The sequence below is a fragment of the Streptomyces sp. NPDC001407 genome (assembly GCF_042895325.1).
In the GTDB taxonomy this organism is placed as follows: Bacteria; Actinomycetota; Actinomycetes; order Streptomycetales; family Streptomycetaceae; genus Streptomyces.
On sequence record NZ_JBIAWF010000020.1, the window covers coordinates 119,055 to 144,427 of the forward strand.

General features: G+C 72.1%; 24 protein-coding genes and 1 tRNA gene. 19 read left to right on the forward strand and 6 right to left on the reverse strand.

The genetic code is table 11. The features are described 5' to 3' along the window. The first annotated feature begins 114 nt into the window (after positions 1-114). Together ACFY1P_RS25425 and pabB are read left to right on the forward strand one after the other, a co-directional pair. Positions 115-858, forward strand: a complete 744-nt coding sequence (locus tag ACFY1P_RS25425; RefSeq protein WP_361524692.1) for a methyltransferase domain-containing protein — start codon at positions 115-117, stop codon at positions 856-858. Continuing rightward, a complete protein-coding gene (gene pabB / locus ACFY1P_RS25430) occupies positions 846-3,026 on the forward strand; it encodes an aminodeoxychorismate synthase component I (protein ID WP_390751954.1) in 2,181 nt (726 codons plus the stop codon). The genes ACFY1P_RS25425 and pabB overlap by 13 nt, the downstream gene beginning before the upstream one ends. Here pabB and ACFY1P_RS25435 read toward each other — a convergent pair. Next, the gene (locus ACFY1P_RS25435; RefSeq protein WP_390751955.1) at positions 2,924-3,865 is read right to left on the reverse strand and encodes a transaldolase family protein; all 942 of its coding nucleotides are present in this window, start codon (positions 3,863-3,865) and stop codon (positions 2,924-2,926) included. The genes pabB and ACFY1P_RS25435 overlap by 103 nt on opposite strands. Before the next feature lie 595 nt (positions 3,866-4,460). Between ACFY1P_RS25435 and ACFY1P_RS25440 the strand changes: the two genes are divergently transcribed. From ACFY1P_RS25440 to ACFY1P_RS25460, 5 genes are read left to right on the forward strand one after another with little or no spacing between them, the layout of a single operon-like run. Beyond that, entirely contained in the window at positions 4,461-5,621 is a 1,161-nt protein-coding gene (locus ACFY1P_RS25440; RefSeq protein ID WP_361524699.1) for a 3-deoxy-7-phosphoheptulonate synthase, read from the forward strand. A 53-nt stretch (positions 5,622-5,674) separates the two neighbouring features. Further along, positions 5,675-6,445 (forward strand): 2,3-dihydro-2,3-dihydroxybenzoate dehydrogenase, encoded by a 771-nt coding sequence (locus ACFY1P_RS25445; protein ID WP_390751956.1) that lies wholly within the window; start codon positions 5,675-5,677, stop codon positions 6,443-6,445. Positions 6,446-6,479: 34 nt separating this feature from the next. Beyond that, positions 6,480-7,136 (forward strand): isochorismatase family protein, encoded by a 657-nt coding sequence (locus ACFY1P_RS25450; protein ID WP_361524705.1) that lies wholly within the window; start codon positions 6,480-6,482, stop codon positions 7,134-7,136. A 17-nt stretch (positions 7,137-7,153) separates the two neighbouring features. Further along, positions 7,154-9,055: an anthranilate synthase family protein gene (locus ACFY1P_RS25455; RefSeq protein WP_390751957.1), complete on the forward strand. Its 1,902-nt coding sequence runs from the start codon at positions 7,154-7,156 to the stop codon at positions 9,053-9,055. Further along, entirely contained in the window at positions 9,025-9,363 is a 339-nt protein-coding gene (locus ACFY1P_RS25460) for a hypothetical protein (protein ID WP_390751958.1), read from the forward strand. Before ACFY1P_RS25455 ends, ACFY1P_RS25460 begins: the two co-directional genes overlap by 31 nt. Positions 9,364-9,432: 69 nt before the next feature. Here the strand turns inward: ACFY1P_RS25460 and ACFY1P_RS25465 are convergent, their stop codons facing one another. Both ACFY1P_RS25465 and ACFY1P_RS25470 read right to left on the reverse strand, forming a co-directional pair. Continuing rightward, positions 9,433-10,020 carry a TetR/AcrR family transcriptional regulator gene (locus ACFY1P_RS25465; RefSeq protein WP_361524714.1) on the reverse strand — a complete coding sequence of 196 codons (588 nt, stop codon included), beginning with the start codon at positions 10,018-10,020 and terminating at the stop codon, positions 9,433-9,435. Positions 10,021-10,085: 65 nt separating this feature from the next. After that, positions 10,086-11,048: an alpha/beta hydrolase gene (locus ACFY1P_RS25470; RefSeq protein WP_361524717.1), complete on the reverse strand. Its 963-nt coding sequence runs from the start codon at positions 11,046-11,048 to the stop codon at positions 10,086-10,088. Between the two features lie 145 nt (positions 11,049-11,193). Here ACFY1P_RS25470 and ACFY1P_RS25475 point away from each other — a divergent pair, with 145 nt between their 5' ends. After that, positions 11,194-12,354: a PucR family transcriptional regulator gene (locus ACFY1P_RS25475; RefSeq protein ID WP_390751959.1), complete on the forward strand. Its 1,161-nt coding sequence runs from the start codon at positions 11,194-11,196 to the stop codon at positions 12,352-12,354. Positions 12,355-12,468: 114 nt separating this feature from the next. Then, entirely contained in the window at positions 12,469-13,722 is a 1,254-nt protein-coding gene (locus tag ACFY1P_RS25480; RefSeq protein ID WP_390751960.1) for a Cmx/CmrA family chloramphenicol efflux MFS transporter, read from the forward strand. Between the two features lie 93 nt (positions 13,723-13,815). Here ACFY1P_RS25480 and ACFY1P_RS25485 read toward each other — a convergent pair whose 3' ends face one another. Beyond that, a complete protein-coding gene (locus ACFY1P_RS25485) occupies positions 13,816-14,577 on the reverse strand; it encodes an SDR family NAD(P)-dependent oxidoreductase (protein ID WP_390751961.1) in 762 nt (253 codons plus the stop codon). A 192-nt stretch (positions 14,578-14,769) separates the two neighbouring features. On the opposite strand from ACFY1P_RS25485, the gene ACFY1P_RS25490 reads away from it, so the two are divergent. The 8 genes from ACFY1P_RS25490 to ACFY1P_RS25525 all read left to right on the forward strand — a co-directional run bounded on the left by ACFY1P_RS25490 (position 14,770) and on the right by ACFY1P_RS25525 (position 20,780). Next, positions 14,770-15,252: a cupin domain-containing protein gene (locus tag ACFY1P_RS25490; RefSeq protein WP_361524727.1), complete on the forward strand. Its 483-nt coding sequence runs from the start codon at positions 14,770-14,772 to the stop codon at positions 15,250-15,252. Then, on the forward strand, positions 15,245-16,090 hold the full coding sequence (locus ACFY1P_RS25495; RefSeq protein WP_390751962.1) for an arylamine N-acetyltransferase: 846 nt from the start codon (positions 15,245-15,247) through the stop codon (positions 16,088-16,090). The genes ACFY1P_RS25490 and ACFY1P_RS25495 overlap by 8 nt, the downstream gene beginning before the upstream one ends. A 31-nt stretch (positions 16,091-16,121) precedes the next feature. Beyond that, on the forward strand, positions 16,122-17,078 hold the full coding sequence (locus ACFY1P_RS25500) for an amidohydrolase family protein (RefSeq protein ID WP_390751963.1): 957 nt from the start codon (positions 16,122-16,124) through the stop codon (positions 17,076-17,078). A gap of 119 nt (positions 17,079-17,197) precedes the next feature. Then, positions 17,198-17,434 (forward strand): helix-turn-helix transcriptional regulator, encoded by a 237-nt coding sequence (locus tag ACFY1P_RS25505; protein WP_361524736.1) that lies wholly within the window; start codon positions 17,198-17,200, stop codon positions 17,432-17,434. Then, entirely contained in the window at positions 17,431-17,877 is a 447-nt protein-coding gene (gene aroQ, locus ACFY1P_RS25510) for a type II 3-dehydroquinate dehydratase (RefSeq protein ID WP_361524739.1), read from the forward strand. The genes ACFY1P_RS25505 and aroQ overlap by 4 nt, the downstream gene beginning before the upstream one ends. A gap of 197 nt (positions 17,878-18,074) precedes the next feature. Then, positions 18,075-19,376, forward strand: coding sequence for a 3-phosphoshikimate 1-carboxyvinyltransferase (gene aroA / locus ACFY1P_RS25515; RefSeq protein WP_390751964.1), 1,302 nt, complete (start codon positions 18,075-18,077; stop codon positions 19,374-19,376). Between the two features lie 40 nt (positions 19,377-19,416). Next, positions 19,417-20,598: a 3-hydroxybenzoate 6-monooxygenase gene (locus tag ACFY1P_RS25520; RefSeq protein WP_390751965.1), complete on the forward strand. Its 1,182-nt coding sequence runs from the start codon at positions 19,417-19,419 to the stop codon at positions 20,596-20,598. A 106-nt stretch (positions 20,599-20,704) separates the two neighbouring features. Further along, positions 20,705-20,780: transfer RNA gene (locus tag ACFY1P_RS25525), tRNA-Arg, on the forward strand. A gap of 43 nt (positions 20,781-20,823) precedes the next feature. Here the strand turns inward: ACFY1P_RS25525 and xerC are convergent. Both xerC and ACFY1P_RS25535 read right to left on the reverse strand, forming a co-directional pair. Next, positions 20,824-22,476 (reverse strand): tyrosine recombinase XerC, encoded by a 1,653-nt coding sequence (xerC, locus tag ACFY1P_RS25530; protein ID WP_390751966.1) that lies wholly within the window; start codon positions 22,474-22,476, stop codon positions 20,824-20,826. After that, the gene (locus ACFY1P_RS25535) at positions 22,473-23,153 is read right to left on the reverse strand and encodes a helix-turn-helix domain-containing protein (protein ID WP_390751967.1); all 681 of its coding nucleotides are present in this window, start codon (positions 23,151-23,153) and stop codon (positions 22,473-22,475) included. The genes xerC and ACFY1P_RS25535 overlap by 4 nt, the downstream gene beginning before the upstream one ends. Positions 23,154-23,248: 95 nt before the next feature. On the opposite strand from ACFY1P_RS25535, the gene ACFY1P_RS25540 reads away from it, so the two are divergent. Both ACFY1P_RS25540 and ACFY1P_RS25545 read left to right on the forward strand, forming a co-directional pair. After that, entirely contained in the window at positions 23,249-23,479 is a 231-nt protein-coding gene (locus ACFY1P_RS25540; RefSeq protein ID WP_390751968.1) for a hypothetical protein, read from the forward strand. Positions 23,480-23,706: 227 nt separating this feature from the next. Continuing rightward, the gene (locus ACFY1P_RS25545; RefSeq protein WP_390751969.1) at positions 23,707-25,041 is read left to right on the forward strand and encodes a DUF3631 domain-containing protein; all 1,335 of its coding nucleotides are present in this window, start codon (positions 23,707-23,709) and stop codon (positions 25,039-25,041) included. Positions 25,042-25,373 lie beyond the last annotated feature (332 nt).

Consider the following 25,373-nt stretch of genomic DNA (forward strand, 5'->3'; position numbering starts at 1 on the left):
CCGACAGTGTCACGGGATCACCTTTTGCCGTTTCATTACCCAGGCCATGATCAATAAACGGGGCTGTGGCAGCACCCGGCGATGACGTTCTGCTGTAGGGGGCACAGGGATCAGATGTCGGAAGTCCGCAGTTACCTCCGCTCCCTGGAGCGCGGCCAGGACTCCCTCACGCGGGAGGACCGGCCGCGGACCTTCACCATGAACGGACGCGAGTGGGACCTGCTGGACCAGGTCTTCGCGCCGCCGCACACCTCGTCGACCGGCGCCGCCATGGGCCTGCTGGGCCTGACCGGGCCGCGGCCGTGGCCGTGGCGGGGCTCACTGCTGGAGATCGGGTGCGGCACCGGCATCATCGCCGTCAGCGCGGCCCTGGCCGGCAGCCCCCGGGTGACCGCCTCGGACATCAACCCGCACGCCGTGCGGAACACCGCGCTGAACGCGGCGCGGCACGGCGTCTCCGGCCGGGTCCGGGCCGTGCGCGGCGATCTCTTCGCCGGCCTGGAGGACGACGAGCGCTTCGACACGGTCTACTGGCACTCCAACTTCGTCCTCGCGCCGCCGGGCTACCGCTACCGCTCGGTCCACGAGCGGGCGTACGTCGATCCCGGCTACGCCGCCCACCGGCGGTATCTGGAGCAGGCACCCCTCCGGCTGGCGCCCGGCGGCCGGGCCCTGCTCCACTTCTCCAGCCGCGGGGACACCGAGGCGCTGCGCCGGGCGGCGCGGGAGTGCGGCCGGGAGCTGCGGGAGCTGAGCCGCACGACCGTCCGCGACGGCGCGGTCCCGGTCGAGCACACGCTGTTGGAGGTGTCCGCCGTCAGGACACCGCGAGCTACGGGGCAATCGTGCGCACACTGATCATCGACAACTACGACTCCTTCACCTACAACCTCGTCCACCACCTGGCCACGGTCAACGGCCGGGAGCCGGTGGTCGTCCGCAACGACGACCCCTCCTGGCGGACCGGCAGGCTCGCGGAGTTCGACAACGTCGTCCTCTCCCCCGGCCCCGGCACCCCGGAGCGCGGCACCGACTTCGGCATCTGCCGGGAGCTGGTGGACCGCTGCGACCTGCCCCTGCTCGGGGTCTGCCTGGGGCACCAGGGCATCGCCCTCCGGCACGGCGCCACGGTGGGGCGCGCCCCGGAGCCCCGGCACGGGCGCACCTCGCCCGTCCTGCACGACGGGACCGGGCTGTTCGCGGGGCTGCCCACGCCGTTCGAGGTGGTGCGCTACCACTCGCTCGCGGTCACCGACCTGCCCGACGAGCTTCAGGCGACGGCCTGGACACCGGACGGCGTCCTCATGGGGCTCCGGCACCGCCGACGGCCGATGTGGGGCGTGCAGTTCCACCCCGAGTCGATCCGCACCGAGTACGGGCACGAACTCCTCGCGAACTTCGCCGCCTTGACCCGCGAGCACCGGGCGGGACGGCCCGCGCCCGTACGGCTTACGGGTCTTCCGGCCGCGCCCCCGGCCCGCAGACGGCAGCGGCGGTTGCGGGTGCTGGCCGAGCGGCTGCCCGTCCGCTGGGACGAGGAGGCCGCGTTCGAGGCGCTCTTCCACGGCAGTGAGCACGCCTTCTGGCTGGACAGCAGCGCTCGCGAAGAGCCCCAGGGCCGCTTCTCCGTCATGGGGGACGCCTCGGGTCCGCTCGCCCGCGTGGCCACGGCCGATGTCGGCACCCGCACCGTCTCCGTGCGGTCGGCCGCCGGCACGCAGGTCGTCACCGGCGAGTTCCTCGCGTGGCTGGACGCGGACCTGCGCGGGTGCGCCACCGACGTCCCGGAGCTGCCCTTCGACTTCGCCCTGGGCTGGGTCGGCTTTCTCGGGTACGAGCTGAAGGCGGAGTGCGGCGGCACCCGCGCGCACCGCTCCGAGGAGCCCGACGCGGCGATGGTCTTCGCCGACCGCGCCCTGGTCCTCGACCATCTGACCGGCACCGCCCACCTCCTGGCCCTGGCGGAGGACGGCGACGAGAGCGCCGCGCGGGCCTGGCTCGACGCCACCGCCCAGGCACTCGCGGCACTCGCCGGCGCCGGAGCGCCCCCGTCGGAGCCACCCGCGCCGCTCTCCGGGGTGCGGCTGCGCCACGACCGCGCGGCGTATCTGGACCTGATCGCCGCGTGCCGGCGGGAGATAGCCGCGGGCGAGACCTACGAGGTGTGCCTGACGAACATGGCCGAGGCCGAGGGCGAGCTCGATCCCTGGCAGGGCTACCGCCACCTGCGCCGCGTCAGCCCGGCGCCGTTCGGGGCGCTGCTGCGCTTCGGGCCCCTCTCGGTGCTGAGCACCTCGCCCGAGCGCTTCCTGCGGATCTCCCGGGACGGCACGGCCGAGTCCAAGCCGATCAAGGGGACCCGGCCGCGCGGCGCCACCCCGGAGGAGGACGCCGCGCTCGTCGCGGACCTGCGCGCGGACGAGAAGGACCGCGCCGAGAACCTGATGATCGTCGACCTGGTGCGCAACGACCTCGGGCGGTGCGCCGAGCCGGGCTCCGTCGAGGTGACGAGGCTCTTCGACGTCGAGACCTATGCCACCGTCCACCAGCTCGTCAGCACGGTCCGCGCGCGCCTGCGGCCCGGGGCGAGCGCCGTGGAGTGCGTACGCGCCGCGTTCCCCGGCGGTTCGATGACCGGGGCGCCGAAGGTCCGCACCATGGAGATCATCGACCGGCTCGAAGCGGGGCCGCGCGGCATCTACTCGGGTGCGATCGGCTATCTCTCGCTGTCCGGGGCCGCCGACCTGAGCATCGTCATCCGCACCGCCGTGGTGACACCGGGGCGGGTGCGGTACGGCGTCGGCGGGGCCGTCATCGCCCTCTCCGACCCGGAGGCGGAATTCGAGGAGACGGCGGTGAAGGCGGCCCCGCTGCTGGCCCTGGCCCGTGGCGGCTTCCCCGGCAGGGACGACGGCAGGGGCGGTCAGGCGACGGCGGCGGGCTCCGGGAAGGCGGCGGGCCGCTCCAGCGCGGCCGCGGTCCCGTCGAAGGGAATGCCGAGCCTCTCCAGCTCCGCCACCACCTGACCGGCGGCCCGGTGCCCGCAGGTGAGGGTGTCACCGTGCGCGCTCCCGTGCCGGGCCAGCTCCTCCAGGGCGGCGGCGGACAGCGCGCTCACCGTCCCCCAGCCCACGAGCTCGCCCGCCCCGCGCGCGTCGGTGGCCCACAACGGGCGGGGCGGGCGGGCGCCGTGTGCCACGAGCGCGCGCCAGCGGGCGGTGCCGAGCAGTTCGTCGTGGGCGCGGTAGACGAGCCGGGCCGCGGCCAGGGCCACCGTGCCGCGCAGCGCTCCGGCCCCGGGGTCGGCCGACCGCGCGAGCAGGGCGTCGACGTGGTCGCCGAGGCGGCCGGCGTCCACCTGGACGACAATGGCGGCGGGCTCGCGGCCCTGCTCCAAGGCCCGTTCGAGGCCCTGGAAACAGGCGTCCAGCGCGGCGGCGTACCCCCGCGGGCCGCAGACCGGGCCGACGTGGACGCCGATGCCCCGCGCGAGGCAGTCCGCGGCGGCGGTCAGACCCTCGTCGGTGGCGCCGGTCCTGATCAGCACGTTGGGCCGGGCCACCGCGTCGGCCAGTGCCCGTGCCGCCTCGTCGGCCGGGCCGGGGCCGGCGCTCACCGACACCCAGCCGTCCCTGCCGCGCGTGGCGGTGAACACCTCACGCAGGACGTCACAGGCCCGGCGGATGTCACCGGCGGGCAGCCGGTCCGCCACGGCGCCGCGCACCGTACGCTCCGCGACCACGCGGGCCAGGGTGCCGTCGGCCAGGTGGCCCCGGCCGAGGCCGGCCAGCCACAGGGAGACGCCTTCCGCGGTCAGCTGCCCCAGGACGCCGGTGCCGTCGTTCTCGTCAGGGGACGGGCCCATGTTCAACCAGCGCCTCCCGCATGGCTCGTATCGTTCACGCCGGCCGTTCGCGCGGAACGCCGCGCCCGCAACTCCGCCCGCAGCAGGGCCTGGTGGAACAGCCTGGGCGGGCCGCCGGTCACGCGGCCTGCGGCGTGAGCCACGGGTCGCGCACCATTTCGGACAGCGTGGAACAGTTTACCCCGGCGAGGGACCGCTCCCCCACGCGCGGACGGCCCCAACTCCCTTGTGATCGTTTCCCATTCAAGCGAACCGGCCGGCCAAAGGTACGGACCAGCCCCCGCGCCGGTGCCACGCCGACCACCCTCCCAGGGCCCCGGTCGCGGCGGCGAGCCGAAGCGGACCACTCCGTCATATCGCCCTTGCCCCGGCCGCGACTTGATGGAGTGGACCGACGCGCATTGACAGCCTTCAGGCACATGCGAAATGCCTTTCCGGGCCCGGGAAATCACCCTCCCCCTCACCTGACGAAGTAGGGATTACCCCCTTCACCTCCCCGCTCCGGCTGTCACAGACTCCATGGGCGCCGTTCCCTGGAATTCCCTTACGAGGGGGCCGCGCCCGATCGCCATGGAGGAATTCAGTGGACAGCGATATGTCACTCCTGCGAACTGTTCCGGCACAGCAGCAGCCGGACTGGCAGAATCACGCGGATCTCGGCCGTACGCACGCGGAACTCAAAGAGAAACCCGCTCTCGTGAACGCGGCGGACGTACGGACACTGCGCTCCCAGCTCGCGGAGGCGGCGGCCGGAAGGGTCCAGGTCGTGCAGTCCGGCGACTGCTCCGAGGACCCGGCGGAGTGCACGCCCGGCTACGTCGCCCGCAAGGCCGCGCTGCTCGACACCCTCGCCGGCGCGATGCGGATGAACACGCACAAGCCCGTGCTGCGCGTGGGCCGGATGGCGGGCCAGTTCGGCAAGCCGCGCTCCAACCCGACGGAGATCGTCGACGGCCGCGAGCTGCCGGTCTACCGCGGCCACATGGTCAACGACCCCAGCCCCGACCCCGAGTTGCGGCGGCCCGACCCCCGGCGGCTGCTGGCGGGTTACGAGGCGGCGAGCGAGGTGGTGCGGCACCTGGGGTGGACGGGCTCCGACCTGCCGCGCCGGATCGGCCCGCCGGTGTGGACCAGCCACGAGACGCTGCTGCTCGACTACGAACTCCCCCTGGTCCGCCGGGACGAGGAGGGCCGCCCGCTGCTCGCGTCCACGCACTGGCCGTGGATCGGCGAGCGCACCCGCCAGGTGGACGGCGCGCACGTCACCCTGCTCTCCCAGGTCGTCAACCCCGTGGCCTGCAAGGTCGGTCCGAGCATGACCACCGACGAGGTCCTGCGGCTGTGCGAGAAGCTCGACCCGGAGCGCGAGCCCGGCCGCCTCACGCTCATCGCGCGCATGGGCGCGGACAACGTGGCGGAGAAGCTGCCCCCGCTGGTGGCGGCCGTACGCGCGGCCGGGCACCCCGTCGTCTGGCTCACCGACCCCATGCACGGGAACACCGTCAGCGGCCCCGACGGCCTGAAGACCCGCATGCTCGAAACCGTGATGCGCGAGGTCGAGGAATTCCAGCTCGCAGTCTCCGAACACGGCGGCATCCCCGGCGGACTCCATCTGGAGACGACCCCGGACGACGTCACCGAATGCGTCTGCACCGACACGGCGTTCGACCGGGTCGGCGACAAATACACCAGCTTCTGCGACCCCCGCCTCAACCCCCGGCAGGCCGTACAGGTCGCCGCGGTCTGGCGGGCATGACAGCCGGCCCGCGGGCCGCCGCCCGCACAGCGCCGCCGACGAAAGGCTCAGCAGTGAACGGAAAAGTCGCGCTCGTCACCGGAGCCGCGGGCGGGATCGGTGAGGCGATCGCCCGCCTGCTCGCGGAAGAGGGCATGTCGGTGGCCGCCGTCGACCGGGACGCCGACGCGCTCAAGGCAGCGGCCGGCCGTGCGGCGGCCGACGGCCTGGACATCACCGCGTTCCCCGCCGACGTGACGGACAGCGCCGCCGTCGAAGCCGTCGTCGACGAGGCCGAACGCCGCCTCGGCCCGGTCGGTCACCTCGTCAACGCCGCCGGGGTGCTCCGGCTCGGCCCGGCCAGGGAACTCTCCGACGCCCACTGGGCGGCCACCTTCGCGGTCAACACCACCGGCGTCTTCCACGTCTCCCGCGCCGTGGTCAACCGCATGGTGCCCCGTGGCCACGGCGCCGTGGTGACCGTCGCGTCGAACGCCGCCGGCACCCCGCGCACCAACATGGCGGCCTACGCGGCGTCCAAGGCAGCGGCCGCCATGTTCACCAAGTCCCTGGGCCTGGAGGTCGCCCGGCACGGCATCCGCTGCAACGTGGTGGGCCCCGGCTCGACCGACACCCCGATGCTCAATTCGATGTGGCACGACGAGAGCGGGCCCAGGGCCACGATCGAGGGCGACCTCGGCGCGTACCGCGTGGGCATCCCGCTGGGCAAGGTCGCGCAACCCGAGGACATCGCGCGGGCCGTGGCCTTCCTGCTGTCCGACCAGGCGTCCCACATCACCCTGGCCTCCCTCACCGTCGACGGCGGTGCGGCCCTCGGTGTCTGACACCGGCAACGACCACAGAAACGCGAGGCAGCACATGCCGGGGATTCCGGCCATCGAGCCGTACCCGATGCCCACCGAGGGCGACATACCCCAGAACACCGCCACCTGGACCGTGGACCCGGACCGCGCCGTCCTGCTGCTGCACGACATGCAGCGCTACTTCCTCGAACCCTTCCCGGCGGGCGAGGCGCCCGGCCGGGACCTCGTCCGCAACGCCACCGCCCTGCGCGAGGCCAGTGCCCGCCTGGGCATCCCCGTCGCCTACACCACACAGCCGGGCAGCATGACCCCGCGCGAGCGCGGCCTGCTCAAGGACTTCTGGGGCCCCGGCATGCGGGTCGACCCCGAGCACCGGGCCGTCGTCGACCCGCTCGCCCCGGCGCCCGGCGACTGGGTGTTCACCAAGTGGCGCTACAGCGCCTTCTTCAAGTCCGAACTTCTGGAGCGCATGCGCTTCGACGGGCGCGACCAGCTCGTCATCTGCGGGGTCTACGCGCACATCGGCGTGCTCAGCACCGCCGTCGACGCCTTCACCCACGACATCCAGCCGTTCCTGGTCGCCGACGCCGTCGCCGACTTCTGCGCGGCCGACCACCGCCTGGCCCTCGACTACGCGGCCCGGCGCTGCGCCGTGGTCAGCACGACCGCGACCGTGCTCGACGAGCTCCAGCAGGCCCGGGCGGGCCTGTGACCACGGAAGGAGCCCCCATGCGAACCGACCTGCTGGCGCGGATCATCGCCGAACAGCCGCCCTCCTACGCCCTGTTGTACCGCCCCGAGGCGGCGGGGGCGGACGTCCTGGACGTGATCGTCGGCGACGCGGTGGCGGTGGACGAGCTCGCCGGCCTGCCCGTCCCGGAGGAGCCGGGCCCCGTCGGCGCGCCCCGCCACGAGGTGCTGGCGCTCGTCCCGTACCGGCAGATCGCCGAACGCGGCTACGCCGCCCCCGACGACGGCGAACCGCTGCTCGCGATGACCGTCACCGACCAGGACACCGTCCCGGTGGACGAGGCACTGCGCCGCCTGCCGAACGTGCCGACCGAGCTGTCCGGCGGCCACTTCGACCTGGACGACGAGCAGTACGCGGCCACCGCCCGTACGGTCATCGCCGAGGAGATCGGCACCGGCGCGGGCGCGAACTTCGTCCTCAAGCGGTCCTACGTCGCCGACATCACCGGCTACACCCCGCACAGCGCGCTCTCCTTCTTCCGCCGCCTGCTGGCGAAGGAGGCGGGGGCCTACTGGATCCACCTCGTCCACACCGGCGGGCGCACGCTGGTGGGGGCGAGCCCCGAGCGGCACGTCAGCCTCTTCGACGGCACGGCGGTGATGAACCCGATCAGCGGGACGTACCGCTATCCGGCGTCCGGCCCGACCCTGCCGGGGGTGATGGACTTCCTCGCGGACCGCAAGGAAGCCGACGAGCTCTACATGGTCGTCGACGAAGAGCTGAAGATGATGGCCCGGATCTGCGAGGACGGCGGCCGGGTCGTGGGCCCGTACCTCAAGGAGATGGCCCGCCTCGCGCACACCGAGTATTTCATCGAGGGGCGCACGTCCCGCGATGTGCGGGAGATCCTGCGCGAGACGCTCTTCGCCCCCACCGTCACCGGCAGCCCGCTGGAGAGCGCGTGCCGGGTGATCAACCGCTACGAGCCGGAGGGCCGCGGCTACTACAGCGGCGTGCTGGCCCTCATCGGCCGGGACGCGCGCGGCGGGCGCACCCTGGACTCCTCGATCCTCATCCGCACCGCCGACATCGACGGCGGCGGGCGGCTGCGGATCGGGGTGGGCGCGACGCTCGTGCGCCACTCCGACCCGGCGTCGGAGGCCGTGGAGACGCGGGCCAAGGCCGCCGGGCTGCTCGCGGCCCTGGGCACGGACAGGCCGGAGGGCTTCGGCAGCCACGAGAGCGTGCGCGCCGCGCTCGCCGCGCGCAACGACCACATCGCGGGGTTCTGGCTCCAGGAGAACGACGCCCGCTCCCGGCCCGTGCCCGCGCTGGCCGGCCGGAAGGTGCTGGTGGTCGACGCGGAGGACACGTTCACGTCGATGATCGCGCACCAACTCCGCTCCACGGGGCTGTCGGTGACCGTACGCCGCTTCGACGAGCCGTACTCCACCGACGGTTACGACCTGGTCGTCATGGGCCCCGGCCCCGGCGACCCGCGCGACACCGGCCACCCCAAGATCGCCCATCTGCGGGAGACGGTCACCACGCTGCTCGCCGGGCAGCGGCCGTTCCTCGCCGTCTGCCTCAGCCACCAGGTGCTGTGCACCCTGCTCGACCTCGACCTGGTGCGCAGGGAGACCCCCAACCAGGGCGTGCAGCGGGAGATCGACCTCTTCGGCCGGCGCGAACGGGTGGGTTTCTACAACACGTTCGCCGCCCGCAGCGACGAGGACAAGACCGAGGACGCCGGCGGCTCCGTCGTGGAGATCAGCCGCGACGCCTCGACCGGCGAGGTGCACGCCCTGCGCGGCCCCGGCTTCGCGTCGGTGCAGTTCCACGCCGAGTCCGTACTGACCGAGGACGGTGTCCGCATCGTCGGTGACCTGCTGGAGGAGTTGATCCGGACATGCGCGTCGTGGTCGTCTGGTGGGATCTGAGCACCTCACGCCAGACCGTCGCCTCACTGCGGGACTTCCTCCGCACGGAGGCCGTGGACAGCTGGGCCCAGGTGCGCGGCCTGCGCCTGAAACTGTGGATCTCCGACACGGAGGGCTCGGCGGAGCGCTGGGGAGCCGTCTTCGTCTGGGAGTCGCCCGAGGCGGCGCAGCAGCCTCTGCCCACGAAGGCGGGCGAGCTGATCGGCTACCCGCCGGCGCACCGCTCGTCCTTCGACGTGGAGGCGACGACGGAGGGGTTGTACGAGGTCGCGGCGCTGGCGGGGCGGGGGGTGGTGTTCGCGCGGTAGCGGTGCGGTGATCAACGGGTGGCGGCCGGTGTCCGCGGGGGACACCGGCCGCCATTTCCGTGCGTGCGCTCAGAGGGTGGCGAGCGCGCCTTCCACGACGTCCGCGAGCACCTGCCGGTCGTCGTGGGCCCTGCTGAGGACGTGCAGTCCGTAATACGTGCTCAGCACCTGGCGGGCCAGGCTCGCCGCGTCGCGGTCGGTGCGGATCTCGCCGGCCCGCTGGCCGCGCGCGACCGCGTCGCGGAGTGCTTCCTCCACCCTGGCGAAGTGGCGGTGCACCTGCTCCTTGACGTCGGGGTCGGAACTGGCCATCTCGATGGCCGCGTTGATCGCGAAGCAGCCGGCGGGGCGCCCCGTGCCGGAGGTGTCGACCTCGACGTCGATGTCGTGGAGCATGAGCTCGCGCAGCCGTTCCTTGACCGGTCCCGGCCGCTGAAGGATCTCGATCTGCGCCTCGGTGGCCGTCTCGTAGTACCAGCGCAGGGCGCGCAGATACAGCTGGCGCTTGTCGCCGAACGTGTTGTAAAGGCTCGACGGTCCCAGCCCGGTGCCCTCGCTCAGGTCACGGGTGGAGGTCGCCTCGTAGCCCCGGCGCCAGAACGCGTCCATCGCCGCGCCGATGACGCGGGTCTCGTCGAACTTCCTCGGCCTCGCCATGTCAGCACATTAAAGGTTTTGAAGCGATCGTCCAAAAACCCCAGGCAGGGGCCCCGCCCGGCCCCTCAGGAGCCCAGCGCCTCCTTCACGACCGCGGTGGTCTCCGCGGCCGCGCGCTCGCCCAGGGCGGTGCCGTAGGCGTCGAAGACGTGGAAGGTCCCGGCCCACTGGCGGAGCCCGGTGGGGACGCCCGCTTCCAGCAGGCGCAGGCCGTAGCGGATCCCCTCGTCGCGCAGCGGGTCGTACTCGGCGGTGACGATGTGGGCCGGGGGCAGCCCGGACAGGTCCGCGGCCCGGCCGGGTGCCGCGTAGGGCGAGGTCTCGCGGTGCTCGTGGCCCTCGCCGAGGTAGTGCCGCCACGCGGCCCGGGAGTGCGGCGTGGACCATACGGGGGTGTCGTGGAAGCGCCGGGCGGACGGGGTGTCCATCCGGTCGTCGATCACGGGGAACGTGAGCAGCTGGAGCGCGAGCTCCGGGCCGCCGCGGTCCCGGGCCATCAGCGCGACCGCCGCGGCGAGCGCGCCGCCGGCGCTGCATCCGGCGACCCCCAGCCGGTCCGGGGCGATGCCGAGCTCACCGGTGTGCCGCGCCACCCATTCCAGGGCCGCGTAGCAGTCCTCCACGCCTGCGGGGAAGGGGTGTTCGGGCGCGAGGCGGTAGTGCACGCTGACCACCACGCACCCGGCGTCGGACGCGAGGCGTACGCAGTGCTGGTGCTCGGTCTCCAGGTCGCCCATGACGAAGCCGCCGCCGTGGAACCACATCAGACCGCCGTGCGGCCCGGGTATCCCGGGGGTGTAGACGCGCACGGTGACGTCGGGGGCGCCGTCGGGGCCGGGGACGGTGCGCTCGGTGACGGTGATCCGGCTGGTGTCGACCGGGGGCCACTGCGCTTCGAGCTCCTTGATGGCGCGGCGGGCGGCGGGCGGGTCGGTGACGTCGAGGTAGGGGATCCCCTCGACGAGCGGGGCGAGTTCGGGGTGGTAGCCGTGGCGGGGTGCCGGTACGGCGGGGGAGGTTTCACTCATGGGGCCACCCTCCCGCCGGGCCGGGGGCGCTGACCACCGCGCCCTGTCGGTGATCGGAGCCCGTCGCCCGCCACCCGGCGGGCAACCTGACAGAGTCCCCTCGCCGCGGACGCGGCAGGCCGGACAGGCTGTCCAGCCTCCGGGAATGCACGGTTTGCGCCTGTCGCGTCTCGACCCGGCCGCGGCGGGTGCCCTGCGCGTCATCTCCTACTTCGACCGGCTGGTGGAGAACCACTCGGATCCCGACGCCCTGACCCGGGCCACCGCCCTGCTCGCCGAGTGCGCGGCCGGGACGGCGGACCACCGCCGCGCGGCGGATCACCGCTACGGCCCCGACGCCCGCGCGCTGCCGCCCGGCGAGGCGGCACCGACGAGCAGCCGCGCGGTCGTCGTCGACGGGCGGACGGTGGGTGAGGTCTGGCTGGAACGGACCGGAGGCGCCTGGCCGCACGACGGGCTGGTGCTCGAACGCCTGGCGCTCGCCACGGCCTTGGCCTTCGAGCGCGCCGGGTCCCTCTCCCCCTCGGCGCATCCCCCGCAGTGGGGCGATCCGGCCCTGGTGCAGGCCGCGCTCACCACGCGAGGCCCCGAGGCCGAGCGGTCACGGGCCCTGCACCTGCTGGGCCTGCGCCCGGACGAGCCGCTGCGAGCCGTCGCCGTCGTGGCGCCGGACGCCGTCCTCATGCGGAGGGCGCTGTGTTCCTGCGCGCGGGCGCTGAGCGCGGCCCACCCACGGCTCGGCCGCCCGGCCCCGTTCGGTGCGCTGTGGTCCACCGTCGGGGCGATCCTGCTCCCCGGCCCCGCCGACGCGGGGCCCGGGGGCCCGGCGCTGCCGGAAGGGGTGACCGCCGGGCTGCCGGACGGGGTGGCGGTCGGGACGGGCCCGTCGGGCACCGCGGCCCGGCTGCCGGACTCCTGGGCCCAGGCGCGGCGCGCGACACGGTTCGCGGGCCTCGGCCCCACCTGGCCGAACACGGTGGACGCCACCGAACTGGGCACCCTGGCCCTGCTCGCGGACATCCCCGGGGACGCCGCTCTCGCCCACCCCGACACCGCGGCACTCGCCGGGCTGGGGAGCGAGGATCTCGCCACCCTGGACGCGGTGTGCCGCACCCCCTCGGTCCGGGTCGCCGCCCAACTCCTCCATCTGCACCACAGCTCCGTCGCGCAGCGCGTCGCCCGCATCGAGCGGAGCCTGGGCTTCGGCATCTCCGGCCCGCACGGGCGGCAGCGCGTACAGACCGCCCTGCTGCTCCGGCAGTTGAACGCTCCCGCAGCTTCGTCTCTCGGACCTCAGTCATTTTGAAGCAGCCGCTCCAGAATGTGCTAGCGTCCTGACCGTGGAGTCGAGGGCGCCGTACGTCCGGTTCGTGGACCCGACTCAGAAACCACCGATCCCCAAAGCACTGGAGGGCCTTCCATGGCACTCGACTCGAAGACCACAGACCCCGGGCGGGCCGGGAAGATGCCACTCGCCGTCTACATCCTCGGACTCGGCATCTTCACCCAGGGCACCTCGGAGTTCATGCTCTCCGGCCTGCTGCCCAACATGGCCGACGACCTCGGCGTCTCCATCCCCGACGCCGGACTGCTCATCTCCGCCTTCGCCATCGGCATGGTCGTCGGCGCGCCCCTGCTGGCCGTCGCCACGCTGAGCTGGCCGCGCCGCACCGCGCTGGTCGCGCTCCAGGCCGTCTTCATCGCCGCCCATGTGGTCGGCGCCGTCGCGCCCGGCTACGGGCTGCTGTTCGCCACCCGCATCGTGAGCGCACTGGCCTACGCGGGCTTCTGGGGCGTCGCCGTGGCCACGGCCGTGACCATGGTGCCGGTGAGCGCCAAGGGCAAGGCCATCGCCGTCGTCGCCAGCGGACTCACCCTCGCCACCATCGTGGGCGTCCCGGCCGGCACCGTCCTGAGCCAGTTCGCGGGCTGGCGCGCCGCCTTCTGGGCCGTGGCCGCCCTCACCCTCCTCAGCCTCCTCTGCTCGGTGTTCGCCATCCCCGGCGGCAAGGGCACCAAGGAGGAGACCCGCACGGTCAAGGCGGAACTGCGCGCCATGGCCCGGCCGCAGCTGTGGCTCTCCTACGCCCTCACCGCCTTCGCCTTCGGCGCCGTCATCGTCACCTTCAGCTACCTCGCCTCGGTGCTCACCGACGTGACCGGCCTCTCCGAGGGCTGGGTCCCGGCCCTCCTGGCGCTGTTCGGCGTCGGCGGACTGATCGGCATGTCGATCGGCGGCCGCGTCGCCGAGTCGCACCCGATCCGCACCCTCGTCCTCGGCCTCGGCGGCCTGATCATCGCCTCCGTGGTCCTCGCGCTGACGGCGCAGAACGTGGTCGTCACGGTCGTGGCGGTCTTCTTCCTGGGCCTGACCGGCTACGTCACCAACCCGATCCTGCAGTCCCGCGTCTTCACCGTCGCGCCCGGCGCCCCGACCCTGGTCGGCGCCGCCAACACCTCCGCCTTCAACATCGGCAACACCCTGGCGCCGCTGCTCGGTGGCCTGGCCATCAGCGCGAACTGGGGTTACGAGTCCGTGGCGTGGGTCGGTGCCGCCCTCGGCGTGCTCGGCCTGCTGGGCGCGGTGTGGGCGGGCGCCCTCCAGCGCCGCACGCCGGCCGCGCCGGCCGCCGCAGCCGACCTGCGGCAGGAGCTCGCAGGGGCCGACGCCTGATATCCCCCGTCCAGGCCGCCTCTGCGCACAGTGCCCCGGTCCCCCGCAGCGCGGGACCGGGGCACATGTGCGCGACGGGAAGCGCGCGGTCCGTCAGGCGGTGATGCCGCCGTCGATGACGAGGTCGTGGCCGAGCGCGAAACCGGACTCCTCGGAGGCCAGCCACAGCACCGCCCCCGCGCCCTCCTCGACACTGCCGATGCGGCCCAGCGGGAACATCCCCTTGGCGCGCTCGGTGCGCTCGGCCTCCGTCTCGCCCTCCAGCAGGGACATGGGCGTGTCCATCGACGAGGGGCTGAGCGTGTTGACGCGAATGCCGTCGGCCGCGTACTCCCGGGCCGCGCTGCGGCCCAGCGCGGCGACGGCCGCCTTGCTCGCGCCGTACGCGCCGGCGCCCGGGATGGTCAGGTGCGCGCCCACCACCGACCCCACATTCACGATGACCCCGCCGCCGTGGGCCCGCATGTGGCGCACCTCGTGCTTCATCGACAGCCAGGTGCCGACGACGTTGATGCCCAGGGTCCGTACCAGCGTCTCCTCGTCGAGGTCGGCCAGCTCCGCGGGCGTGGGCAGGTAACCCGCGTTGTTGACCGCGATGTCGAGGGCGCCGTGCCGCTCGACGACGGTACCGACCAGGCGCTCCACGTCCGCGGCGACGGCGATGTCGGCCGTGACGGCGTCGGCGCGGCCGCCCGCCTCCTCGATCAGCCGGACCGTCTCCGCGAGGTTTCGGGCCGTCCGCCCGGCGACCACCACGGTGGCCCCCTCCCGGGCGAAGGCCAGGGCGGTGGCGCGGCCTATGCCGGAGCCGCCACCGGTGACGAGCGCGACCTTGCCTGCGAATCGAGCGGTCATGTTCCCATCCATTCCTCGTGCGTTGTCACGAACGGCGCCGCGCGCCGCGCCCTCCCACCCTGACCGCCCCGCGCGCCGCTGCCATCCCGTATTCACGGGTGCGGTGCACGGAAATCACGGGATCACGTGATGCCAAAAACGGGCGCACCACGTGGAGTAGGAGCTCCGGCAGGAAGGGAGAGGGGAACACACGTGAGCTTCGAGGAGTCCGAGGACATCGTCTACATCCCGCCGAAGGCGGGGCCGAAGCGCTGGGTCTTCGGCGACCACTACACGATCAAGGCGGACGAGGAGAACACACACGGCTCCCTGGGGCTGATCGAGGCCCTCGTGCCGCCGGGCGGCGGCCCGCCGCTGCACATTCACCACGACTCCGACGAGGCGTTCTACCTCATCGAGGGCGAGCTGGAGATCTCCAACGAGAAGCTCTCGCAGACCGTCGGCGCCGGTGCCTTCATCTTCGTCCCGCGCGGCAAGGTGCACGCCTTCAAGAACGTCAGCGACACCCCCTGCAAGATGCTGATCATCTTCACTCCCGGCGGCTTCGAGCGCTTCTTCAAGGAGCTGGGCGTCTCCGCCGACGACGGCCGCCCGGCGCCGGAGGCGGCGCAGTACGCCGAGGACGTGGAGAAGGCCGCCCGCATCGTCGCCCGATACGCCGCCGAATATGTCTGAGAGCGCCGCCGGCATGCCTGAGAACACCGCCACGGAGCCGGGTGGCCTGACCGCCGCGGAAGTCGACTCCTACCTCCGCCGCATCGGCGCCAAGCCCCCCGAACGCCCCGACTCCGCCGCCCTGCGCGAACTCCACGAGCGCCACGTCCTCTCCGTGCCCTTCGAGAACGTCGACTTCGCCTTCGGCAGGCCCAGCATGCCGATCGGCCTCGGCACCCCGGCCCTGGAGAAGATCGTGGGGCGGGAGCGGGGCGGCTGCTGTTACGAACTCAACGGCGCCTTCTACGAACTGCTGCGCGCCCTGGGCTTCGGGGTCGAGCCGCTCCCCGGCCGGGTGCTGGAGGACGGTGAACTCGGGCCGCTGCTCGGGCACCTGATCCTCCGCGTGACCACCGAGGACACCCCGGAGCCCTGGCTCGTCGACGTCGGTTACGGTCGCGGCTTCCGCCATCCGCTCCGCCTGGACGTCCGCGCCGAACAGCCCGACCCGCAAGGGACGTTCCAGCTCGCGGAGGCGCCCCACGGCGACCTGGACCTGCTGCGTGACGGCGAGCTCCAGTACCGGCTGGAGACCCGGCCGCGCGAGCTCGCCGACTTCGCGCCCACCGTGTGGTGGTTCCGCAGCGCGCCGCAGTCCCCCTTCCTCGCCCGGCAGGTGTGCTCGCTGCCCACCGCCACCGGGCGGGTCACCCTCAGCGGGCGCACCCTCACCCGCACGGAGCGCGGTCACCGCGTCCAGGAGGAACTGGCGGACGACGCGGCGGTGTTCGCCGCGTACCGCACCTGGTTCGGCGTGACCCTCGACGCCCTGCCACCCGGCACCGCCGACCAGCGATGACAGCCCGACCCGAAGACCCATGGAGATCCCCGTGAACAACCCGTCCGGTCTGATCGACGTCCACCACCACGCGATCCCGCCGGCCTACCGGGAGGCACTCGGCGACAGCGTCGCCATCCCGGGCGTCGACTACCCCACCTGGTCCCCCGATGCCAGCCTGGAGGTCATGGACCGGCACGGCATCGCCGCGTCCGTCCTGTCCGTGACCGCCCCCGGCGTCAGCTTCCTGCACGGCGAGGACCGCGTCCGCATGGCCCGCACGGTCAACGAGTTCTACGCCTCGCTCATCGCCGAACACCCCACCCGCTTCGGTGCGTTCGCCATCCTGCCGCTGCCGGATGTAGCCGCCGCCAAGGACGAGCTGGCCTACGCGGTCGACGAGCTGGGGCTGGACGGCGTCGGCATGCTCACCAGCTACGGCGACCGCTACCTCGGCGACCCCGAGTTCGAGCCGCTGCTCGCGGAGATCGCCGAGCGCGGACTGCCGCTGCACGTCCACCCGGCCGCCCCGCCGGCCCAGGACCTGGCCACCTTCGACCTGCCGCCGTCGCTCTACGACTTCACCTTCGAGACCACCCGCACCGTGGTCAGCCTGCTCTTCAGCGGCGTGCTGGAGCGGCTCCCGCACCTGAAGCTGATCGTCTCGCACGCGGGCGGCACCCTGCCCTTCCTCGCCAAGCGGCTCACCTACGGGCCCACCATCGGCAAGTACCTCACCGGGCGCGCCCCCGCCGATGTGATCGCCTCGCTGCGCGGCATCTACTACGACATCGCCATGTCGGCCAATGAATTCGCGCTGCCCGCGCTCACGGAACTCGCCGCTCCGGACAAGATCCTGTTCGGCAGCGACTATCCCTTCATGCCCGCCGAGCACACCACCGAGAACGTCACCGGATTCCACACCTATCCGGGCTGGGACGAGCGGCAGCGCACGGCGATCGGCCGTGACAACGCCCTGGCGCTCTTCCCCCGGCTCGCCCGGGGCTGACGTCAGCACCTGACGAAGTGGGCCTTTCCGCGTTGCGGGCCCTTTTCACTCCCCTGCACAGTCGGATCCGCAAGCGGCGATTCCCGCCGACGAGCGGACCGACCGAGGAGAACTTCGTCATGCCCGCAGCAGTGTTGAATTCCGGATGGGCGAGCCTCACTCCCGCCGAATTGCGCGTGGCCCGGCTGGTCGCCGACGGTCTGACCAACCGGGCCGCCGCGGGCGTCCTCAGCATCTCCCCGCACACCGTCGACACCCACCTGCGGCACATCTTCGCCAAGCTCCAGATCTCCGGCCGCGTCGCGCTGACGCGCCTCGTCCTGCTCCACGAGGGCGGCCTGGCGGTGCCCGCGTGACCCGCGTCCTCGTGCTCAACGGCCCCAACCTGGGCCGCCTCGGCCTGCGGGAACCGCATGTCTACGGGTCGCGTACGTACGCCGAGCTGGCGGCCGAGTGCGTACGGACCGGCAACGGCCTCGGCCTGCGGGTCGAGGTCCGGCAGACCGAGACGGAAGGCGAGCTCGTCGGATGGCTGCACGAGGCCGCCGACGCGCACACGCCCGTCGTGCTCAACCCGGCTGCTTTCACGCACTATTCCTATGCGGTGCGTGATGCCGTGGCCATGATTTCGGCGCCCGTCATCGAAGTGCACCTTTCCAACCCCCATGCGCGGGAGCCTTTCCGGCATGTCTCCGTGATTTCCTCCGTGGCCACGGCGACCATCGCGGGACTGGGATTCGGCTCCTACCGGCTCGCCCTTCAGGCCGTGGCCGAGGCCGTCGCCGACATGGCCGCGTGAACCGTTCCTGACGAAGTCGCACCGAATCGGTTGAAGCGGGGGCCTTCAGGCAGCCAATGTCGCATCAACACATGGGGAACCGCGCCCGTAAGGGGCGCGGGGAACTGCGCGACCAGCCAAAAGCCGGCCCGCATCGGCACTGGCATTGCCTTGGCATTGGCACTGGCACTCTCACCCGCACCCGACGAAGGACGGTCATGACGACCAGCGTCACGACTCACCCACCGCGTTCTCCGCTGACGGCCCGCATTCCCGGCTCGAAGAGCATCACCAACCGCGCCCTGCTGCTCGCGGCGGCCGCCGTCGGCACCACCCGGCTGCGGGCCCCGCTCGTCAGCGAGGACACGCTCGCCTTCCGTACGGCGCTGTCCGCGCTCGGCTTCCGCGTCGTGGCCGGGCCGGACGACGAGGTGTGGGAGGTGACCGGCAACGGCAGGGGCCCGGTCGGCAGCGCCCACGTCTGGTGCGCCGACGCCGGGACCGCGGCCCGCTTCCTGCCGCCCTTCGCGGGCACCGGCTCCGGCGAGTTCACCTTCGACGGCACCGACCAGCTGCGCGCCCGCCCGCTGTGGCCGCTGACCGACTCCCTGGTGGAGCTGGGCGCCCGGGTGCGCACGGCGCCCGAGGGCGGGCTGCCGCTGGTGGTGGAGTCCGAGGGCCTGTACGGCGGCCGGATCGGCCTCGACTCCTCGCTGAGCAGCCAGTACCTGACCGGCCTGATGATGTCGGCCCCCCTGATGCAGACCCCCCTGACCCTCTCGGCACGCGAGCTCGTCAGCCGCCCGTACATCGACATGACGCTCGCCCTGATGCGCCGCTTCGGCGCGCAGGTGACCGAGGACGCCGCCGGGACCATCCGGATCGACCCGGGCGACTACACCGCCATCGACATGGCCGTCGAACCGGACGCCTCCACCGCCTCGTACGTCTTCGCCGCGGCCGCCGTGACCGGCACCGCCGTCACCGTGCCCGGCCTCGGCCGCGCCAGCCTCCAGGGCGACCTCCGCTTCGTGGACGTCCTGCGCCGGACCGGCGCGCGGGTCGAGACCGGCGAGCGGGCGACCACGGTCACCGGCACCGGGCGGCTGCGCGGGGGCTTCTGCGTCGACATGGGCGAGATCTCCGACACCTTCATGACGCTGGCCGCGATCGCACCGCTGGCCGACGCCCCCATCACCATCCGCGGCATCGCGCACGCCCGCCTCAAGGAGTCGGACCGCATCGCCGCCGTCGCCCGCAACCTCGGCGCCCTGGGCGTGCGCACCGAGGTCGGCCAGGACCGGATCACCATCGAGCCCGCCGAGCCCGCCGGCACCCGGATCGCCTGCTACCGCGACCACCGGATCGGCATGGCCTTCTCCGTGCTCGGCCTGGCCGTCCCCGGCATCACCCTCGACGACCCCGCCTGCGTGGCCAAGACCTTCCCGGGCTTCCACGCCGAGCTCCACCGCCTCTTCCCCGGCCACACCGTGCCCGCCACGGGCACGCCCGGAGCCTGAGCGCGCGACCCCCTGCCCCTTGAACGACGAAGGAAGAAAGATGGCGGAGATCCTCATCGCCGGTGGTGGCATCGGCGGCCTCGCGGCGGCCCTCGGCATCGCGCGGAACAACAGCGGCCACCACGTCACCGTCCTCGAACGCCGTGACGCGTTCAGCGAGTTGGGCGCGGGCATCCAGCTGGGCCCGAACGCCTTCCATGCCCTGGACCGGCTCGGCGTGGGCGAGGCGGTACGCGAACGAGCCGTGCACATCGACGAGTTGCGCCTCATGGACGGCACCACCGACGAGCGCATCGCCGTCATGCCGCTCACCGGCGGCTACCGCGAGCGCTTCGGCAACCCGTACGCCGTCGTGCACCGCGGCGACCTCTACCAGGCCCTCCTCGACGCCTGCCGCGCCGCACCGGCCGTCACCCTGGCCGCTGGCTTCACCGTCACCTCGTACGAGCAGGACGCGACGGGCGTCACCGCCGTCACCGACACCGGCCGCCGCTTCACCGGCACGGCCCTGATCGGCGCCGACGGCATCCGCTCCGCGATCCGGCGGCAGCTCGTCGGCGACGGGGAGCCGCGGGTGTCCGGCCACACGATCTACCGCTCGGTGATCCCGATGGAGCTGGTCCCGGAGGAGCTGCGCTGGAACACGGTCACCCTGTGGGCGGGCCCCAAGTGGCACTTCGTCCACTACCCCATCGCGGGCGGTACGCACCTGAACCTCGCGGCCACCCGCGACAACGGCGCGCGCGACGCGGTCGTGGGCCGCCCAGCCGAACGCGCCCACGTGCTCGACCGCTTCCCGGAGCTGGGCGAGACAGCCCGCCGCCTGCTGGAGCTGGGCGCGGACTGGAAGGAGTGGGTGCTGTGCGACCGCGACCCGGTCGACACCTGGACGGACGGCCGCGTGGCCCTCCTCGGCGACGCCGCCCACCCGATGCTCCAGTACGCGGCCCAGGGCGCGTGCATGGCACTGGAGGACGCCGTGGTGATCGGCTCCCTCCTGGACGCCCCGGAGGAGGACACCGTCCAGCGCCTGGAGAAGTACAACGCCGAACGCCACGACCGCACGGCCAGGACCCAGCTGGTCGCCCGCGAGATGGGCACCCGCCTCTACCACCTGTCGGGCCCGGAGGCCCAGGCCCGCAACGCGATGATGTCCGCGCTCTCGGCGGACGACCTCTACGACAAGGTGGCGTGGCTGCACGGGGAGCGCGTCGCGGGCTGACCCGGAACGCCCGATCCCCTACCCGTACCGGCAACCGTCCCACCGCCCACCACCGGCGCACCCCCATCCGCTACCCTGTTCTGGGCCGCCCTCAGCGGCGGCCCGCGCCTCCGTAGCTCAGGGGATAGAGCACCGCTCTCCTAAAGCGGGTGTCGGCAGTTCGAATCTGCCCGGGGGCACCATGCGGTAACGCGCTGACCTGGGGTTTCTCCCCAGGGAGGCGTTCTATTCGGCCTCGGACTCCTCGTCCGGGGCCGTTTGCGTGAGCGATGCGTGAGCGGACGGGGCGCCAGACCCCGAGTTTTCGCCCGACGGATCAGCATGATCCGGCATGGACTCGTCGGCCTCGTCGGGCCCGGATTCCGCGGACGGGGTGCCCTTGGCCCGCGCTCGCGGTACGAGACGAGCTGCGGCCTCGGCGATCGCCAGGTCGGCCTCGGGGAGGAGGCTCGTGTACGTGTCCGCGGTGATAGTGATCGAGGAGTGCCCGAGCATCTCCTGGATGTCCTTCAGGTCGGCCCCGGCCGCGTGAGCCAGCGTCGCCGCGCCGTGACGCAGATCATGGAGCCGGATCGGCGGGAGGCCGATCTCCTCGTACAGCTCGATGAACCGGCGCGTGACGTTGGCGGGGTGCAGCAGCTCGCCGTTCTCGCGGGTGAAGACCCGGCCGGTCTCCACCCAGGCGGGACCCCACTCCTTCCGCTCCTTGTCCTGTTGCAGGCGGTGCCGCCTCAGGGCTTGAACGGTACCGGAGTCCAGTGCGATGGTCCGCGCGCCAGCATCGGTCTTCGGGTCGTCCTCGTATACCTCCCAGCCGTCGACGACGAGCTGCTTGGCGACGGTGATGAGCCCCGCGTCCAAGTGCGTGTCGGTCCACTTCTGGCCGCACGCCTCGCCTCGTCGCAGGCCGCGGAACGCGATCAGATGGAACAGCGAGTACAGACGGTCCTCCGCCGCATGATCGAGGAAGAGGCCGGTGTGCTCCGGCGTCCACACCATTACCGGCGAGGGCTTCTCGCCGGTGCGTTTCCAGTGAAGAATCCGTTCCTCCGTCCACACCAGCGCCTTGGGCCGCTTGCCCGCCTCCAGCTCGACGTGAGCCGCCGGGTTGAAGGTGATCAGCTGCTGTGCAATCGCGGCATTCAGCGAGGCCCGCAGCGTGGAGCGCACGCGCTGACGCGTGGCCGGACCGACGATGCGGCGGTAAGGCTCCATCTCGGCGATGGCGGCCTTCATCGCCTTGCGCCGTGCGCGATGCTCGCGGCCCTTCCAGGGAATCTGGGCGAGGTCCTCGAACGCCTTGCGCCGTGCGGTGTTCCCCTCGGCGATCTCGACGTTCGCCTCGGCGATGGCCTCGAACATCTCCGAGAGGTGGGTTACCCGGAGACGGTCAAGCCGCAGGTGCCCGATCCTCGGCTTGAGGTGCACCCGGATGTTGCTCTCGTCGCGGCTGATGGCACTCTGCCGCCCCTTCTTGCCCGACAGCCACGTGTCCAGCCACTCGCCGACCGTGAGTCGGCTGGTCAGGTCCAAGCCGTGGCTGAGGCGACGCCGGGTCGCATCGACGTCCGGCAACGGGGCCTTCTCGTCGGCCACCGTCTCCAGCAGCTTGGCGATCTGGGCCAGCCCCTCGGCGTCGTCAGCGTCGGCCAGGCCGAGGAGAGCACGGACGTGGTCAAGGTCGGCCTGGGCGGCCTTCAAGCTCTCGTAGCCGGCACGGCTGAAGGAGCGGCGGCTGCCGTCCTCGTGCGGCGGAAGTTCCTGGCGTATGGAGTACGAGCCGTGCTTGCGGCTGGAGAGCTTGGGACAGGACTTACCGAGCGGCTTGCCGGTCTGGGGATCGCGACAGTAGCAGCGGCGGTGGGTGGAGCCCTTCAAATGCTGTTCTCCTCGGTGGTGTTGGTGGTGGGCGGGTCAACGTCAGCGAGTTCAGGTGGCAGGTGGGGTGGGTTGCCGCCGTCTTCGCGGATGAAGGCGCGTGCGCTGCGGAGGCGGTACTTGGCGAGTGCGGCTCTCTCGGCGTAGTCGGCCTGGGCGCGCAACGCGTCCTCCTGGTCGGCAGGGTTGTCGGCTGTCTCCGCTTTCCATCGCTCTCGTTTCTCGCCCTCCAGCGCAGCGAGGGCGGCACGCTCGGCGCGTGCGTGGGCGCGGAAGCGGCGAAGCATCGCGTCCTCGACGCCGAACCCGTCGGAGTCGCCGGTGAACCAGTGCATGGCGTTCCAAGTCGGCTCGGGTTCCCGGAGGGGGAGCTTCTGGACTTCGCGGACGTAGCCGACCGGGTAGAGCAGGCAGATCGGATGCGTGCGGAGGGCCTTGGCCAGGACCATGACCTCGACCAGGGGCAGGGTGGAGCGTCGGCCGGACTCCATGTTGGCGATCACGTTGCGCGGGATTGGGTAGCCGATCTCCGCGCAGGCGTCGGCTAGGTCCTGGGCGCTCATGCGCAGCTCCTTCCTCCGCCGTCGGACTTCGGCGGCCACCGTGGCCATGACCTGGTCCGCCCACTCGGGGACGTCGTCCCCGTCATCTCCATGGTCGGAATCGCATTGTGTCATGGCGACACATTAGCTCGGTCAGACTGGTTATCGACTGCCTGGAGCCGGACGTGTTGGCGCGTTCGCCGAGGGCTCAGTCGTGAACGGAGGGCCGTATGCACAAGGGTGAGATCGCCGACCAGTCGAAGGGCATGACCCGGGAGGAGTTGCTGACTCTCCCTGCTGCCATTGACCTGGACACCGGCAACCGGGCGCTGGGGCTGGGGCGAAGCAAGGGGTACGGCCTGGCGAAGCGGGGCCAGTACCCGTGCAAGGTCCTACGGCTGGGCAAGGCGTACCGCGTCGTGACCGCCGACCTGCTGAACCTGCTGGGCCTCGCAGCGTGAACGCTGGTGGATGGTTCTGCGCTGAGCTGACACAGATCGGATGGACTGCCGCTAGGCCTGGACGTAGTGTCCTCGTCGCATCAAGGGCGGCCTTCGTGGCGCCAAAGAGAACGGGCCCCGGCGCTTCCGACGCCAAGGGCCCAGCGAACCCCAGTAACCGACTGCAAACCGATCAAGCGGTGGAAACGGGCCAGCACAGCCCTGCGCCCCACCGGGAGGAGTTCAACTTGCACCCTACGACCCCGAACGCCACGAGCGCATCCCCCCATTCCTCCTGGCCGCCGGTCGCGATTCCCGGCCAGCCTGGCGCCCACCTGACCGAGGCTTCCGCCACAGAGGGCATCGATCCTGTCGCCAGCCATGAGGCGGAGGACTCGGCAGCACCGGACGAGCAGGTGCCGATGCCGGAGGCGGGAGAGCCCGATGAGCCACAGGAGACAGCCGACACGGAGGCGACCGAAGGCGCTGGCCTGCTGGACGAACTGCGGTCACAGATAGCCCGGTTCGTGATCCTGCCTTCCGAGCAGGCGCTGGACGCGGTGACGCTGTGGGTCGCAGCAACCCACCTGCAGCCCGCCTGGCAGCACGCCCCGCGCTTGGCCGTGGTGGGACCGGCGAAGCGATGCGGCAAGTCGCGGCTGCTGGACGTGCTGACCGAGACAGTCCACGAGCCGATGCTCACCATCAACACCACCCCGGCAGCGATCTTCCGCTCGATTACCGACGAGCCGCCCACCCTCCTCGTGGATGAGGCGGACACCATCTTCGGCACCCCGAAGCAGGCGGAGAAGAACGAGGAGATGCGCGGTCTGCTCAACGCCGGACACCAGCGCAACCGCTACGTCACCCGCGTCGTCGGCAACGACCACACGCCCCACAAGTTCGCCACCTTCGCCATGGCGGCCCTCGCGGGGATCGGTGATCTGCCCGACACGATCATGGACCGGTCGGTGGTCATCCGCATGCGCCGCCGGGCCGAGGGCGAGCACGTCTCGCCCTTCCGCTCCCGCCGCGACACCCCCACCCTGCACGGCCTGCGCGACCGCATCGCACGATGGACCAGGCCGCTGCTGGACGAAGCGGCGAACCTGGAGCCAGTCATGCCGGTCGAAGACCGCGCCGCCGACACCTGGGAACCCCTGGTCATCACCGCCGACCTGGCCGGCGGCCACTGGCCCCGCCGCGCGCGAACCGCGTGTGCGCAGATGGTCGCCGCCGAGGCCCAGGCCGAGGAGGACCACCCCAGCGGGGCACGCATCCTCGCCGACATCCGCCGCGTCTTCGTCGCTCAGCGCGAGGCCGAGAGCCTCACCACCGACGAACTCCTCACCCACCTTCGGCAGGACCCCGAGAGCCCCTGGGCGGAATGGGGACGCGGCGGCCTGACCGCACGCGATCTCGGCTCGATGCTGCGCGAGTTCGGCATCAGCTCGGGCAACGTGCGTCTGCCCGACAGGACGCAGCGCAAGGGCTACACGCGCAACAAGTTCCTGGACGCCTGGCGGCGCTACTGCCCCACTGTCCACCCCCTCAGCCCCAGCCCCGAACGAAGCGAGGGCTGAGACCCGGGCCGCGCCTCCCGGTTGCCGTACTTGCCGTCCCTGCCGTAAAGCCGCAGGTCAACCGGCATCCGAGCAAGACGGCAACCGGGGCCAAGACGGCACCGCGATCACCATCCCCAGCCCTGCCCTCTGGACGCTGCCCACATCCGTCTTATGCCGTCCTCAGCGTCTTAGCCGTATCACTGCAGGTCATCCTCTTGCTGCCAGGACGGGAGACACATGCACTCCGTCCACACCCTGGGCTTGGTTCGGTTTGACGGACATCCGAGATCAGGGGCCTCGGCCCCGGAAGGATGTCCATCATGGAGAGCATGGCCAAGAAGAAGCCACGT